General features: G+C 72.2%; 12 protein-coding genes. 8 read left to right on the plus strand and 4 right to left on the minus strand.

Translation table 11 applies throughout. The annotated features are described in order from the left end of the window. Positions 1-19 precede the first annotated feature (19 nt). A complete protein-coding gene (locus UK82_RS19555; RefSeq protein ID WP_055408600.1) occupies positions 20-2,383 on the minus strand; it encodes a N,N-dimethylformamidase beta subunit family domain-containing protein in 2,364 nt (787 codons plus the stop codon). Next, positions 2,380-2,739: a hypothetical protein gene (locus UK82_RS19560; protein ID WP_044887596.1), complete on the minus strand. Its 360-nt coding sequence runs from the start codon at positions 2,737-2,739 to the stop codon at positions 2,380-2,382. The genes UK82_RS19555 and UK82_RS19560 overlap by 4 nt, the downstream gene beginning before the upstream one ends. Positions 2,740-3,101: 362 nt before the next feature. On the opposite strand from UK82_RS19560, the gene UK82_RS19565 reads away from it, so the two are divergent. Beyond that, positions 3,102-3,470, plus strand: coding sequence for a hypothetical protein (locus UK82_RS19565; protein WP_044887595.1), 369 nt, complete (start codon positions 3,102-3,104; stop codon positions 3,468-3,470). A gap of 99 nt (positions 3,471-3,569) precedes the next feature. On the opposite strand, the gene UK82_RS19570 is transcribed toward UK82_RS19565, so the two are convergent. After that, complete coding sequence (locus UK82_RS19570) at positions 3,570-4,262, minus strand: hypothetical protein (protein ID WP_055408602.1); 693 nt, start codon at positions 4,260-4,262, stop codon at positions 3,570-3,572. A gap of 220 nt (positions 4,263-4,482) precedes the next feature. Here UK82_RS19570 and UK82_RS19575 point away from each other — a divergent pair, with 220 nt between their 5' ends. Together UK82_RS19575 and UK82_RS19580 are read left to right on the plus strand one after the other, a co-directional pair. Further along, positions 4,483-4,923, plus strand: coding sequence for a nitroreductase family deazaflavin-dependent oxidoreductase (locus UK82_RS19575; RefSeq protein WP_055408604.1), 441 nt, complete (start codon positions 4,483-4,485; stop codon positions 4,921-4,923). A 103-nt stretch (positions 4,924-5,026) separates the two neighbouring features. Next, on the plus strand, positions 5,027-6,367 hold a 1,341-nt coding region (locus tag UK82_RS19580; protein ID WP_236706153.1), incomplete at its 3' end, for a glycoside hydrolase family 27 protein. A 79-nt stretch (positions 6,368-6,446) separates the two neighbouring features. Here UK82_RS19580 and UK82_RS19585 read toward each other — a convergent pair. After that, positions 6,447-6,812, minus strand: a complete 366-nt coding sequence (locus tag UK82_RS19585) for a hypothetical protein (protein WP_055408695.1) — start codon at positions 6,810-6,812, stop codon at positions 6,447-6,449. Positions 6,813-7,044: 232 nt separating this feature from the next. Between UK82_RS19585 and UK82_RS19590 the strand changes: the two genes are divergently transcribed. The 5 genes from UK82_RS19590 (at position 7,045) to UK82_RS19610 (ending at position 15,129) form a co-directional block, all read left to right on the plus strand. Next, positions 7,045-9,819 (plus strand): ATP-dependent RNA helicase, encoded by a 2,775-nt coding sequence (locus UK82_RS19590; RefSeq protein WP_055408608.1) that lies wholly within the window; start codon positions 7,045-7,047, stop codon positions 9,817-9,819. A gap of 141 nt (positions 9,820-9,960) precedes the next feature. Next, positions 9,961-10,416 (plus strand): carboxymuconolactone decarboxylase family protein, encoded by a 456-nt coding sequence (locus UK82_RS19595; protein WP_236706154.1) that lies wholly within the window; start codon positions 9,961-9,963, stop codon positions 10,414-10,416. A gap of 137 nt (positions 10,417-10,553) precedes the next feature. Beyond that, on the plus strand, positions 10,554-11,510 hold the full coding sequence (locus tag UK82_RS19600) for a sigma-70 family RNA polymerase sigma factor (RefSeq protein WP_055408613.1): 957 nt from the start codon (positions 10,554-10,556) through the stop codon (positions 11,508-11,510). Positions 11,511-11,534: 24 nt separating this feature from the next. Further along, entirely contained in the window at positions 11,535-13,685 is a 2,151-nt protein-coding gene (locus UK82_RS19605) for a protein kinase domain-containing protein (RefSeq protein ID WP_052681399.1), read from the plus strand. Between the two features lie 199 nt (positions 13,686-13,884). Then, on the plus strand, positions 13,885-15,129 hold the full coding sequence (locus UK82_RS19610; protein ID WP_055408615.1) for a PP2C family protein-serine/threonine phosphatase: 1,245 nt from the start codon (positions 13,885-13,887) through the stop codon (positions 15,127-15,129). Positions 15,130-15,321: the final 192 nt, after the last annotated feature.

Genomic DNA, 15,321 nt, shown 5'->3' on the forward strand with positions numbered 1-15,321 from the left:
AACCGATCCGGACCCCCGGTCAGGCCGACGGGCGACCACCTGGCCGATGTCGGTTGGCCGGGTGGCCGGACCCCGGCTTCAGGAAACGATCGAGAACGTTGGCGGTGATCCGCGAGACGTTGTTGTCACAGTCGTTGTGCGAGAGGCTTCCCGCCCAGGCGATCGAAGAGGTCGAAAAGACAGCACCGCCGGACTCGGTCTCGAACAGGATCATATCCGCCCGGACATCCCGGTGCTCACTACCGCCGAGCCCCGGGTACATGAAACCGATCTCCTCCACCACCAACAGGTAGGAGTCGTCGTGGTACTCCGAGGACGCGAGCAGGTACGTGCCCGGCGGGGTGCCCAGGCGGACATCGGCACGGTCCAGTTCCTGGCCGGCCGCGCCGCCGCGCTCCAGCCCGAAGTCGCCGATCAGCTCCTCCTCGCCCACCCCGGAGAAGACCCAGGACACCTCCGCCTCGGCACTGTCCGGCATCCGCCGGTAGTACGAGGACCCGGTGAACCCCTCCGCCGTGAACCCGGCGCCGAACACCTTCTGCGGTGCGCGGCCGCGGTTGCGCCACAGCCCGCCCTTCTCACCGGTGGTGGAGTGCAGGGTCTCCCCGGGCGCGGCCTGCCAGGCCCGCGAGCCGGCCTCGCCCTTGCGGACCTCCATCACCCAGGGCTTCTCGGGGTGGAAGGACGCGACCCAGTAGAACCCGTTACCGCCCATGTACATCACGCGCCCGCCGCCGCCGATGTAGTCCTCGTACGCGTCGAGCATCGGCTCGGAGGTGTACTCGGGATGAGTGCCGGTCATGACCACCCGATATGGCCGCATCGCCGCCACGCCACACCGGTGGACGTCCTCGTCGCAGATGACGTCGAAGTCGTATCCCTTTTCGGTGAGCCAGTTGACGAGATAGAGATCCGCGGGGAACTGCCACGTCCCCATGTGTGTGAACCGGTACCGCGGGCGCATGTTCAGGATCGGCCGGCGCCGCGAGGTGTAGGCGACGCCGCTGCCGTCGGCATGCAGGTCGTAGGTGGATCGTCCGAACCCGCCGTGTTCGAGCTGGAACACGTCCAACGGCTGTACCAGGGGCGTATGGCCGCCGACAGCCTGCCCGAGGGGTGAACCACTGGACAGGTGCTCGTTGGCATAGGCCTGGTAGCTCGCGGTGGGCAACAGCAGAGCGATCGACTTCTCGTGCCCCGGGGCCGGGCCGACCAGGAACGGCACGTGGTCCTCGAAACCGCCCGCTCGCAGCCGCAGGGCGTAAACCCCCGAGGGCAGGTCGGCGCCCACCGGCAGGGTGCAGGTCGGCGCCCAACCGGTGTCGTCGACGTCGTCGGCGTGGAGATGCACCGCGCCGTACAACTCGGGATGCGCCGTCCAGTTGTAGGAGGAGCCGTCCCAGTTGTGGGCGGTCACGGCTCGGGTGGGCATGTTCACCAGCCTGCCGGCGATCCCGGTGCGGCCGCCGGTGCCGCCCCCGGGACCGGCGCCGGGGTCGGGCTCCGGGGTACCGCCGGGCAGGATCGCGGTGCTGTCGATTCCGGCGGACAGATCCCACCAGGCGGTGAGCCCGTCGGTCACCGCCGGCGCGTTGCCGCTGGTGGCCAGCCGGCGCACCTCGTCGCCGGTCAGGGCCCGCCGGTAGACCGCCGGGAGCGCGATCTTGCCGTTGTACGCCCCCCGCACGACGGCCCCGTCGGTCGTGTCCAGGGCGCCGAGGAGCAGGTCGACCGCCGGGATCTCCGGCGGGCCGTCCAGCGTGCCGGTGACCTGCACCAGGTGGTTGGCCACCAGCCGGCCAAACCGGCTGTTGTACGGATTCACCACCGGCACCGCGGTCACGGCGGCAAGACCGGTCGCGCCGTCCCAGCTCGCCGCCAGGGCGTACCAGGTGGCGGCCCGCAGGCCGGCGGGCGCGGTGAGGCAGCGGGAATCCCGGCCCGCGCCGAAGACGAGAGCGGGCCGCAGCCCCTCGGTCAGTACCAGCGCGACGCCTGTCGAGATGGCGGCGTCCCAGGCGGACAGCACCGGCTGCCGGGCCCCGTCGGTGGTGGGCTGAACGAAGGCGAACAGGGTCAGCGAACCGTCCGGTGAGCGCAGGATGTCGCGGGCGCCGGGAAGCCGGCCGTACGACCCGATATGTGCCGGCTGGTCCAGGAGCGGGTACACGCCGTTGACCTCGGAGTCCAGCTCCGTTTCACGAAATCCCGGGCCGCCTGGAGTGGTGTCGCCGTGGCGCAGCCGGACGAGGTCCGCTCGAAAGGTCTCGGCCCCCCGCCCGCTGACCCGGAAGGTCAGCTCCTGACCGGGGCGGACGATGATGTCGTCACAGTAGCCGAGAATCCAGGTCGGGAAGGAATCCGCAACCCCTTCGCCGCTCACGCGACGACACCGAAGACCTGTCGGAGCCGGCGCAGGAAAACCGCGTGCACCGCCTCACCCTCGGTCGGATAGGGGCCGGCAACCCGTTCGGTACGCAGACCCGCCGGGGCGGTGGCAAATCGGGATACGTACCACCGCTCGTCGCCGCCGTACTCGACGATCAGCTTGCCCGGAATGGCGAACGATCCAAGGTAGGTGAGGACCCGGCGGAGCGCGTCGCTGTGCTGGCCAAACGGCTGGTGCTCATGCTCCGCGATGAGTTCGGGTGTCAGCGTCGGCCGCAGGTCGACGTACCTGCGTTCGTGAAAGCGCGCGGCGACCATCCCGTCGAGTGTCTCCTGGCTGGACAGCGGCACTGTATCCCTCCTCACCGTCAGGCGGCCCTACCCGGGGGTTGTACCCGGCAGCCCGCGGAAGCAGTCGGCAGCGCCCGTATCGACCGAGATGCGCCGGCTGGACGGCGCGGAGCGGAACCGCATCGGGGCGCTCTCCCGGCTGACGGCGTCCATGGCCCACCGCCCCGGTGCACGGGGCGGAAATCAGGTTCGCAGCCACCCACAGGTTGACCGGCCCGACCCGGAACACCTCGACATCGACCGCGGTATCCGCGCGGAGAATCCAGCGGGCCCTGCCGGGCGGTGGCGGCGTGTGAGTTGTTCCACGGCCGGGTATACCAACCATCACGCCGGCATGTATTCGATGGCGTCGGAGGTGTGCCATGCGCGGACTGTCGAAGATCAAGGCTCTCTTCCTGATTGCCGGGACCGGAGCATCACTGGCCATAATCCCGTTGACACCAGCCAGTGCCGGTACGATCAACAATCCGCTGACGGTGGCCGGAACCGTCAAGTGCAAGTTTCCCGGCTCCGCCGAATCACTGAAGATCACCGGCGGCGGGGAGGCACACGGCACGACCGTGGGTTCGGGCGGACAGTTCTCGCTGTTCTTCAGCAACCCGCAGCTTCCCAGCGCCGCGATTGCCCAGGTGCGATGCGATGTCGCCGGCACCAGGACCTACCGGAACACGACCTTCCCCCTGCAGCGACCGCTGACCGGGCAGACCCTCATCGTGAACCTCGTAGCCTGACCTGACCTGACCTAGCCTGACCTGACCCGACCTGACCCGACCTGACCTGACCAGCCGGGCAGGCGGATGGTGCGCGCCCGAATGGGGGCGCACCATCCACTAGCCGGTGGGTGACGCGCCTTTACGTAGTTTCCCGAGCACGGCGACGTCGTGCCCGCCAGCCGCTCTGCAGCGCCATGCCGGCCACCCCGCTCCCTCCCACTCCGAATGCGATTCGGGCAGGTGCAGGCCGCGGCGATGGAGCGGACACTCGGGCCAGAAGAACACGAACAGTTCCATGATGCAGTCCTGCACGCCCGCCGCGACCGACAGGACAGTGCGGGGCAGGTCCGGACCGCCCACGTAGGGCGGCGGATCTCCGCCGCCGCGGAACGGCGCGCCGTCGAACCCCAGGAGGAGCTGCGGTTCGTCGTCATCATCGAAACGGCCCGTCCAGTGGAGCGTGAGACGACCGACCCTGGCCTCGGTTCGATCCAGATCGCGCTGCACAACTGCCAGCGCCTGCTCGGTACGAGCGACGAGATCGGGTTCGAACCGATCGCGCGAACTTTCCCAGGACACGATCTCGCCCCATGGCTTTTTGTCTGTACCGAGGTCGCAGCCCAACTCGGTCAGCACCACCGGCAGCAGGCGGAGCGCCTCAAGATCGTCGCGGACGCCGAGACCGGAAAACTCCCGCAGCGTGAGGCCGTCGAACCCGGCCGCCAACGCCTCCGCCGCGAGATGCGGCACGCTGACATGCACCTTCCCGGTGAGCTGCAAATCGTACCAGGCAGCCTCAAGCTCGTCCATCCATGAAGTATGCCGATCGGCCGCCTATCCGCCTCAGTCGGCCTGCGCGGCGCGGCGACGCGCCCACCGTGCCGGATATCCACCTGAGGGTTTGACGCGACCAGCGCTACCGGCCATATTCGACTTGGACGCATATTCAGGAGGTTTTTTCGATGGCCACGCGGAGCACCCGACCGCAGTCGATGTTACCGGGCCTCGTCCACGCTGCGGCGACGCCGGCATGAGCGATCGGGACTGGAACGAGCAGAACCGGCTGGTCATCGGGGAGTTCCGGGCCAACGCCGGGAAGGTCGGTGGCTATTTCGCCGACAAGCCACTCCTGCTGTTGACCACCACCGGGGCGAAGTCCGGAGCGTCACGCACCAACCCGCTCGGCTATCTCGTCGACGGCGACCGCCACGTCGTTTTCGCCTCCGTCGTCGGGGAGCCGACCAATCCCGCCTGGTACCACAACCTGCTCGCCAACCCGGACGTCACCGTCGAGGTGGGCACCGAAATCTTTCCCGCCACGGCGGTCGTCGCCACCGGAGTCGAACGCGACCGTCTTTACGCTCGCCACGCCGCCCAGCACCCCCAGTGGGCCACATATCAGACCAGGACAACCCGCCAGATCCCGGTGATCATGCTGGTCCGCCGAGCGGACGTACACCCTCCGGCCTGATCCTGCCCTCCGGCCTGACTCTGCCCGTCGGCGGACCGGGCGGGACGCGCCGCGACCGGCCCCACGTCACGGGCCGGCGGTGGCCTGCCGCAGGATGGTGGCCGTGAACGTTGCGGGTCCGCGGGCGCTCGTCCCGCTGATCGGATGCCTCCTGCTGGTGGGCCTGGGCGGTGACGGCGGCGGCGTCGGGCTCGTCACCGGCTCGGCAGCGAACCGGCAGGTCTCCGCGGACCTCGCCCGCACCCCGCCGATGGGCTGGAACAGTTGGAACGCCCTTGGCGGGAACGTGCGCGACAGCGACATCCGGGCCGCCGCCGACGCCCTGGTCCGTTCGGGGATGCGCGCCGCCGGCTACCGGTATGTGATCGTCGATGACGGGTGGATGGCGCCGACCCGCGGCGGCGACGGGCGCCTGGTGGCCGACCCCGAGCGGTTCCCCGCCGGCATCGCCGCCCTCGCCGCCTACGTGCACGCCCGGGGTCTGCAGTTCGGCCTCTACGCCTCCCCCGGCCGCACCACCTGCCAGGGGCTGCCCGGCAGCTTCGGCCACGAGACCACCGACGCCGCCACCTTCGCCGCGTGGGGGGTCGACTACCTCAAGTACGACGCCTGCGGCTACCCGGACCTGCGCCCGGCCGGCACCGACGCCCGCAGGTGGCTGATCGCCGGCTTCGCCCGGATGCGCGCCGCGCTCGACGCCACCGGCCGGCCCGTCGTGTTCAGCATCAACCCGTCCTCGGACGGCGATCCCGCGGCCGGGCGGGCGTGGACCTGGGCGCCGCGGGTCGCCCACCTGTGGCGGGTCACCAACGACCACGCCCCCTGCTGGGCGACCACCGAGCCGATGGACGGCTACCCGGGCGTCTGCACGACGGACAACCTCGATGCCGCCCGTGCCTGGGAGCCCGACGGCGGCCCCGGGCGCTGGAACGACCTGGACATGCTGGCGATCGGCCTGACCCCGGCCACGGCCAACCCCGTGGTGCGCCAGCTGGCCGGCCTGGCCACCGGGACCCCGGCGGCCTCCCTCGACGACACCGAGGCCCGCGCCGAGATGAGCATCTGGTCGATGCTGGCCTCCCCCCTGCTCGCGGGCAACGATCTCACCAGGATGACCGCGATGACGGCCGCGATCCTCACGAACCCGGCCGTGCTCGCCATCGACCAGGACCCGCTGGGCGCCGCGCCGATCCCGGTGCCCCGCGGCGACGGCCTCCTGCTGTGGACCCGGCCGCTGGCCGACGGTGACACGGCAGTGCTGGCCGTCAACCGCGGCGACTCCCCCCACGCGGCGACCCTCACCGGGGCCGAGCTGGCCCTGCCGGCCACCGCCGCCGCCGGCGGCTACCGTGCCACCGACCTGTGGACGGGCACGATCACCACCAGCGCCGACGGCGCGCTGCCCCTGACCCTCGCGCCGCATGCCGCCGCCCTGCTGCGCCTCNCCCCCGCCGGCCTCACCCCCGCCGGCCGCGACGTCCGCCGAGTTCCGCAGGCGCAGGACTGACCGCCCGGGCAGCGGCTCACACCGGCCAGCGGGCGCCGGGTTCCCAGACCGACATGATGACGCTGGACATGTCCAAGGTGTCGCTCAGCGGCAGGCGCCCGTCACCCACCCGGGTGATGAACTCCCCGAACACCTTCGCCGGATCGTCGTCGAGCTCGTAGACCGCCAGGTGCCGTTGTGGCAGGTGACCGTCACCGGACTCGCCGTCGGCGGGCACGACATCGGCGGGCGGGATGTCCGGCCGGACCCGGTAGCGCTGGGCGGAGACGACGCCGGGGACCTCGCAGACGTCGCGGATGTGCACCTCGTCGTACCACCTGTTGTACTCGTCGTCCCGCCCGTCGACGGGATTGCTCAGGACCAGGAAGAGCGTGCGGGCCACGTCCGGTTTCCCCTCCTCGGCGAGAACCGGCCGTCCCAGGACGCCGCCGGTGTCCGACGATCCGGACACTAGCGACCAGTCGCCACCGAGTCCATGATTTTCTGACAGACAACTGCCAGAAAGTGGCGCCACGACCGCTGCCATCGCCGCTTTCCGGGATGGGCCGCGCCTGCCCGCACACGCCGTGTCGCCCAGCACCGTCGGTCTCCCCGCACCCGAGGAGACTGGGCGCATGCTGCCCGACCGCGCCGTCACCGGGGCGGACCTGCCCGTACGGGACGTCCTGCCCGCGCTCGTCGCCGCGCTGACCGGCGGCGGCCGTCCTGCTCCTGGCACCCGTCCAGACGGGGCGGATCCGGGTAGCGGTGCGGACGGGGCGGATCCGAGTGTCGGTGCGGGCGGGGTCGCGGTGCTGGTCGCACCGCCCGGGACAGGCAAGACGACGCTGGTCCCGCTCGCGCTCGCCGACGAGGTCACGGGCCGGGTCGTGGTGGCCCAGCCGCGGCGGATCGCGGTGCGGGCGGCGGCGCGGCGGATGGCGTGGCTCGTCGGCGGTGAGGTCGGCGACGCCGTCGGCTACACGATCCGCGGGGAGCGCCGGGTGGGGCCGTCCACCCGGGTCGAGGTGGTCACGACGGGGGTCCTGGTCCGGCGGCTGCAACGCGACCCGGAGCTCCCCGGGACCGGCGCGGTGATCCTCGACGAGTGCCACGAACGCCACCTCGACGCCGACCTGGCGCTGGCGTTCATGCTCGACGTCCGCGCGGCGCTGCGGCCCGACCTGCTGCTGCTCGCGACCTCGGCGACCGCCGACACCCCGCGGCTGGCCGACGTGCTGGGCGCGCCCGGACCGCCCGCCCCCGTCGTCGGCGCCGACGCCACGCGCTTCGACGTCGAGGTGGTGTGGGCTCCGCCGCCGGGACCGATCACGCCCGCGCACGGCCTGCGGGTCGACCCGCGGCTGCTCGACCACGTCGCCGCGACGGTCGGGCGCGCCCTGCGGGAGACGGCCGGGGACGTGCTCGTCTTCCTGCCGGGCGCCGGCGAGATCGCCGCGGTCGCCGGGCGGCTCGCGGGCCATCGCGACACCGTCGACGTGCTCCCCCTGCACGGCCGGCAGTCCGGCGGGGCGCAGGACGCGGCCCTGCGCCCCGGGCCGCGCCGGCGGGTCGTGCTGGCGACCGCGGTGGCGGAGAGCAGCCTCACGGTGCCCGGGGTCCGGGTGGTCGTCGACGCCGGGCTGGCGCGCTCCCCACGCATGGATCATGCCCGTGGACTGGGCTCGCTGGCGACCGTGCGGGTGTCCCGGTCATCGGCGGGGCAGCGCGCCGGGCGGGCCGGGCGCGAGGCGCCGGGCCGGGTCTACCGCTGCTGGTCCGCCGCCGAGCACGACCGGCTGCCCGCCCAGGCCGAACCGGAGATCGCCGTCGCCGACCTGACCGGCTTCGCCCTGGACCTCGCGGTCTGGGGTCATCCCGGCGGCGACGGCCTCGACCTGCTCAGCGACCCGCCGACAGGCGCGATGGACGCCGCCGGGGCGTCCCTGCGGGCGCTCGGCGCGCTCGACGACGCCGGCCGGGTGACGCCACGGGGGCGATTGATCGCCGCCGTCGGGGTCCATCCCCGGCTCGCCGGTGCCCTGCTCGCCGGCGCTGGCGTCGTCGGCGCCCGGCGCGCGGCCGACATCGTGGCGATCCTGTCGGGGGACGGCCCGGCGGGCGGTGCCGGGCCGGGCTCGGAGTCCGACGATCTCCTCGCCGCGTGGCGCCGCCTGCGGGGGAACGCCGACCGGGCCGCGTCCGCCCGCTGGCGCGACGAGTCGCGGCGGCTGCGCTCGGCCACCGAAGCCGCCGCCCCCGCCGCCCCCGCCGCCCCCGCCGCCCCCGCCGTCCCCGCCGTCCCCGCCGTCGGCGGACCGCCCGGTGGCGGCATCGCCGACGACCCCGCGGCGCGGCGCAGACCGCCCGGTGGCGGTGTCACCGACGACCGCGCGGCGCGGCGCAGACCGCCCGGCAGCGGCGTCACCGACGACCTCGCGGCGGGGCTCGTGGTCGGGCTCGCCTTCCCCGAACGGCTCGCCCGGGCCCGCGTCCCCGGCGGCACGACGTACCTGATGGCCGGGGGAACGGCCGCGGAGCTGACCGCCGGCTCGGCGCTCACCGGCGCGCAGTGGCTGGCCATCGCGATCGCGGACCGCGGGGCCGGGCGGGTGTCGGCGCGGGTGCGCCTGGCCGTCGCCCTCGACGAGGCGACCGCGGGCGAGGCGGGCGCCGGGCTCCGGCGCACCGTCGACGAGGTCGCCTGGTCCGGCGGCGACGTCGTCGCCCGCCGGGTGGAGCGCCTCGGCGCGATCGTCCTGACCGAACGCCCGCTGGCCAGGCCCGATCCGGCCCTGCTCGAGGCGGCGGTGCTCGACGGGCTGCGCCGCGAGGGGCTGGCGGCGCTGCGCTGGACGCGCGACGCGACGGGGCTGCGGGAGCGGCTCGCGTTCTGCCACCGGTCCCTCGGCGCGCCCTGGCCGGACGTCGGCGATGACGCCCTGCTGGCGGCGGCGCCCGACTGGCTCGGACCGGATCTCGCCGGCGTCCGCCGCCGGGCGGACCTGGAGCGCATCGACGCCGGCCAGGCACTGCGCCGCCTGCTGCCCTGGCCGCAGGCCGCCCGGCTCGACGCGCTGGCACCGGAACGGCTGGAGGTGCCCAGCGGGTCGCGGGTGCGCCTCGACTACAGCGACCCCGACGGCCCCGTCCTCGCGGTGAAGGTCGCCGAGGTGTTCGGCTGGGAGCGGGTCCCGGCCGTCGCGGACGGCCGCGCCCCCGTCGTCCTGCACCTGCTCTCCCCGGCGGGTCGTCCCGTCGCCGTGACGAGCGACCTCGCGTCGTTCTGGCGCACCGGCTACCCGCAGGTCCGCGCCGAACTGCGCGGACGCTACCCGCGCCACCCCTGGCCCGACGACCCCACCACCGCTCCCCCCACCCGCCGCGTCGCCCCCCGCGCCAGCAGCTAGGCCGCACCGAACGCCCGCGTTTCTCGGCCCCCCGATGCCCTGGGGCGCACCGCTGTCACATGTGCGCCGCGCCGCGGGTCAGAGAGGTGACGGGTGGCGGAAGGCGCCACGGCGACGTGGGTGGACGAGAGGACCTGAACGGTGGCAGCACGGATGAAGAACCCGGCGGCGGTCATTTCTGAGGCGTGGCCGGCGATCGCGGCCCTGAACGCGGCCAGCGAGACGGGCGGCGTGCCGGCGGCGACCCTTGTGCTGGTGCATCTGCGGGTCAGCCAGATCAACGGCTGCAGTGCCTGCGTGGACGCCGGCTTCCGCGATGCGCTGAAGAGCGGAGAGGCCCCGCAGCGGCTCGGCGCCGTCGCGGCCTGGCGGGAGACGAGCTACTACGACGATGCCGAGCGGGCTGCGCTGGCGCTCGCCGAGAGCGCCACCCGGCTCAGCGACCGCACCGACCCCGTCCCCGACGAGGTCTGGGACGAGGCAGTCAGGCACTACGACGACCGAGGCATGGCCGCGCTGATCCTCAAGATCGCGACGACGAACGTCTTCAACCGGCTGAACGCCGTCACGAAGCAGGTCGCCGGCTCCTGGGGCTAGGCAGCCATCCTGGGGCCGAGATCGGTCGGCTCGTCCGGTGGGACGCGGGCGATCCTGCCCGCCACCGACCCGAGCACCTGTGCTGTGTGCCGCTAGGACGGCAACGGCAACGGCAACGCGACGGAGGATCGTGACCGATGGACGAACGGCTCGCCCGGCGCTTCGAGGAGCACCGCGGGCATCTGCGCACCGTGGCCTACCGGATGCTCGGCTCCCTCGACGAGGCGGACGACGCGGTGCAGGACGCCTGGCTGCGCCTGAGCCGATCCGACGTCGGCGGCGTCGAGAACCTGGGTGGATGGCTGACCACGGTCGTCGCGCGGATCTGCCTGAACATGCTTCGGGCCCGCAGGACCCGTCCCGAGGACCTGGTCGGCGTCCACGTGCCCGATCCGATCATCGGTCTCGCCCCGACCGCCGGGGCGGGGCAGCCCGAGCAGGAGGCCCTGCTGGCCGACTCGGTCGGGCTCGCCCTGATCACCGTGCTGGACACCCTGGCTCCCGCCGAGCGGCTGGCCTTCGTGCTGCACGACCTGTTCGACCTGCCATTCGACGAGATCGCGCCGATGGTGGGTCGCTCGCCGGCCGCGGCCCGCCAACTCGCCAGCCGGGCCCGGCGACGGGTGCGAGCGCTGGACACGCCCGTCCCCGATGCCGTCCACGCCGTCCACGCCGACCACGCCGACCACGCCGACCAGCGCAGGGTCGTCGACGCGTTCTTCGCCGCGGCCCGCGGCGGCGACGTGACGTCCCTGGTCGCGGTGCTCGACCCCGACGTCGTGCTGCGCGCCGACGGCGGGACGGGCCGGCCGCAGGCCTCGGCGGTGGTGCGCGGGGCGCGCGACGTCGCCCGCCGGGCGCTCCTGTTTGCCCAGCCCGCGGCGGTGGTGCATCCGGTGCTGGTCAACGGCACCGCCGGAGTGGTCATCACCATCGACGGAAGGCCGGTCTCGGTCATGGGATTCGTCGTCGCCGACGAGCGGATCGCCGAGATCCACGCCCTCGTCGACGCCGGCCGCCTCGCCCGGCTCGACCTCGCGGCCTGGCTCGGGCCGGCCGGCGGCGAACGGGCCCGGACTCCACGCTCACGCTAGCTCGGCCATCGGCGCCAGACGGCCATGCTGGCACCCGAGATTCTGGACGCGGCCTTCCCCAATATCGTGTGCGTACTCGGCGTGCTGCGGGAGGTGCATGGTCCGGTGTTGGCGGACAGCGATGGCCAGGCCGTGCGCGATCCTGCCGTCCTGCCGGAGGGAGTGACCGAGCTCGAGAACGACGATCCCTCAGCACTGGGGCCGTACAGGTTGTTCGGCAGACTCGGTGAGGGCGGGATGGGGACCGTGTTCCTGGCCTGGAACCCGGCCGGTGGATGGGTCGCGGCCAAGACACTGCACCGTCACCTTGCACGGCAGGCTGACTTCCTTGCCCGGTTCGCCCGGGAGGTCGACAACGCTCGGCGGATCAACAGTCCGTACACCCCGTCGGTGGTGGACGCGGACACCGCGACACGTGACCCGTATCTGGTGACCGAGTTCATCGCCGGGCCGACGCTGAGCCAGGAAATCAGAAGACGCGGGCCGCTGTCCCGATCCGAGCTGCATCAGCTCGCCTTGAACCTGGCGTCTGCCATGCTTGCCTTTCACCGCGTCGGGATCGTGCACCGTGACATCAAGCCAGCCAACATCATCCTTTCCCGGACCGGGCCACGAGTCATCGATCTCGGCATCTCTCGCGCGCTGAACGAGGCCGTCGGCATCACCTTGTCCAGCGGCCAGCAGCCCGGAACACCTCAGCTCATGGCCCCAGAACAGTGGACCGGTCAACGCCCGACCCCGGCGACCGACGTGTTCGCCTGGGGCAGCGTGCTCACCTACGCCGGCACTGGACGCTTCCCCTTCGCCGGGGTGGACCAACGGGAACTGCGGGACGCGGTGCTGCACTCCCGACCCGACACGGACGGTTTGGACGCCCCCCTGCGCCCGCTCATTCTTCGGGCGCTGGCGAAGGACCCGGCGGCACGCCCGGATGTCGCTGATCTCCTGGCCGACCTTCTGGGCGGCGCCGCCCCCCTGGCGGCCACTGGCATCGAGGCGGCGCCCGTCAGCAAGGCGACGCCCGTCATCGGTGCGGCCGTCGCCCAGATCCCGCCTACCGTGGCCCATCCGATGACCGACGAGTCGGTCACCGCACGCGCCGAACCCGCTTTTGCCGACGACCACGCGGAGCCCGCCCGGTTCGAGAAGACGTCGGACATGACTGCAACCGCCGCCACGGCGATCGGCGGTTCGACACGCACAGGTCGCGTCCCGTCCCCGTCCCCGGATCGGGGCACGGGGACGGGCGGTGCGGCGGGTGGGCCGGCAGTCGCACGGCGGGGTCGCCGACAGGGGCGGCGGCTGACCGTCCTCGCCGGCACGCTGGCGATCGCGGCCGTCATCACGGTGGTCGCACTCCTCATCCATCGGATGACGTCGCCGTCCCGCCCGGCCACCGCCGTCGTTCCCGAGGGGCTGATCGGCCTTCCCGTCACCCGCGCGAAGGCCTCGCTCCAGTCTGCCGGCTTCCGCCAGATCGCCCAGACCCGCAGTCCGGATGACCGGGCACGGGGCACCGTGCTCGCGGTCAGTCCGCAGTCCGGCGACGTCGTCCGCATGGACTCGCCCGTGGTTCTCACCATCTCAGCCGGTCGCTCCGCGGTTGCGGTCCCGAATGTCGTCGGTCAGTCGCAGTCGGATGCTGAGACCGCGCTCCGCCGGTTGAACCTCACCGTCACCGCGCAGATCAGCACCGCGGTCAGGGCGGGTGCCCCACCGGGATGGGTCGAGGCGCAGGATCACGCCGGTGAGAAGGTGGAACCCGGAACCGCGGTGACCATCACCGTGGTGAGCCTTCAGCTCCCGGTGCCCGACTTCGTCGGCCAGCCTGCCCGAACCGCCGTCGAACAGCTCACGGACGCCGGATTCCAGGTCACGCGGGAAGAACGTCGGTCGGATTCCGCGGTGGGCACGGTTATCGACCAGCAGCCCCGGATCGTGCCCGCGGACCGTGGCTCCGACGTCCGTCTCATCGTCTCCACCGGTCGCCCGGCCCAGACAGCACCGCCCCGAGCCACCACACCCCGAGCCACGGCACCTCGAGCCACGGCACCTCGAGCCACGGCACCCCGGGCCACCACCCGCACTCCGGCTACGCCTTTGGACCTCTTCGGCGCCACCACCCGCGCTCCGGCTACGCGGACTCCGGGAGGCCTCGGCGGCGTCTTCGGGTAGGGAAGCCGAGATGGCCCGTGCATCCCGGCCGCGACCGAGAGCCACGCTGGTGACAGGGCACGATCGAGGGCTCCGTCACCGCGCCGTCAGTCCGCCGGTCCCAGTAACCGATCGACGGTGAAGCGGGGTGTCGACGTGACCAGGTTGACGCCGCCCGGTCAGGCTCGCACAGCTATGTAGGGCCGGCGAGCGACAGGGGATGGCCACGGTGGCAGGCGAACAGGACTCCCACAGGGTCCCGGTGGATCGGTCGGAGGGGTTCGGCGAGCGGCTGCTGGGTCTGCTGCTGGACCGCGCTCACGAAATGCCGCCGCAGTTGATCGCCCCGCTGGTGGCCGAGGAGGTGAACAGGATCGGCGGTCGGAACGTCTCGATCCTGCTGCAGGACTACGAGCAGCGGCTGCTGACGCCGCTGCCGGGTCGAAACCTCATGATCGGGGAGCCTGAGCCGATCGACGACTCCCCCGCCGGCACGGCATTCCTTGGCGCGACGACCGTCGAGCAGCCCCTGGCCGAAGGTGTGCGGATGTACCTGCCCCTGCTGGACGGAAGCGACCAGGTGGGGGTACTCGCCCTCACCCTCGCCACCGTCGATGACGACGACCGCCGGTTGCTGCGGCGACTGGCCGGCCTCGTCGCCGACATGCTAGTCACCAAAAGTAACTATACCGACCAGTTCTTCCGGGCCCGGCGCCGCGCAGCGATGAGCGTGGCCGCGGAGATCCAGTGGTCCCTGCTGCCCCCGCTGACCATGCTCACCCCGCAGGTCGCGGTAGCCGGCATCCTCGAACCCGCCTACGACATCGCGGGTGACAGCTTCGACTACGCCCTCAACGACGAGATCCTGCACATGTCCGTCATCGACGCGATGGGGCACAGCCTGGACGCCGCCGTACTGGCGACGGTGGCGATCGGCGCCTACCGGCACGCCAGACGTGCCGACATCGGGCTTGCCGAGCTGTACATGTTCATGGACGCGGCCATCAGCGCGCAGTTCGGACCCGACCACTTCGTCACCGCGCAGATGATGCGTCTGAATGTCGAGACAGGTCACCTGCAATGGGTCAACGCGGGTCACCCACCAGCACTGCTGATCCGCGATCACCAGGTCATCCAGACCTTGGCGAGTCCGGGAACGCTACCGGTGGGCGTCGGCGGCGACATACCGCAGATCAGTGAGCAGAAACTCCGGCGCGGGGACCGGGTCCTGTTCTTCACCGACGGTCTCGTCGAGGAGCATGAAAGCGGCGGAGAACAGTTCGGCGAGGAGCGACTGATCGGCATCATCGAGCGCGCCCGAGGCGAAGATGTGCGGGAGATGGTACGCGGAGTTTCCCATGCGCTGATGCGGGAACGGCGTGGGATCACGACCGACGACGCGACCCTCTTCCTGGTCGAGTGGCGCGGGGGCACCGCCGACCACCTCGCCACCGTCGATCTGTGACCGGGAGGAAGCGGGCGAAGAGGCAGGCGAGGAGGCGGGTGGCGCCCGGCCGTGGCACGACCTGGACCCGGAACCCCCAGGGCGATCGTGATGATCGTCGCGATGCGGGCTCGACATGCGATCATCCGCCTATCGCGAGACAGTCACCAGGTCCGGGGTGAGTCGGTACGGACCGCGACAGGTGGAGCGTAT

The organism is Frankia sp. ACN1ag (assembly GCF_001414035.1).
Lineage (GTDB): Bacteria > Actinomycetota > Actinomycetes > Frankiales > Frankiaceae > Frankia > Frankia torreyi.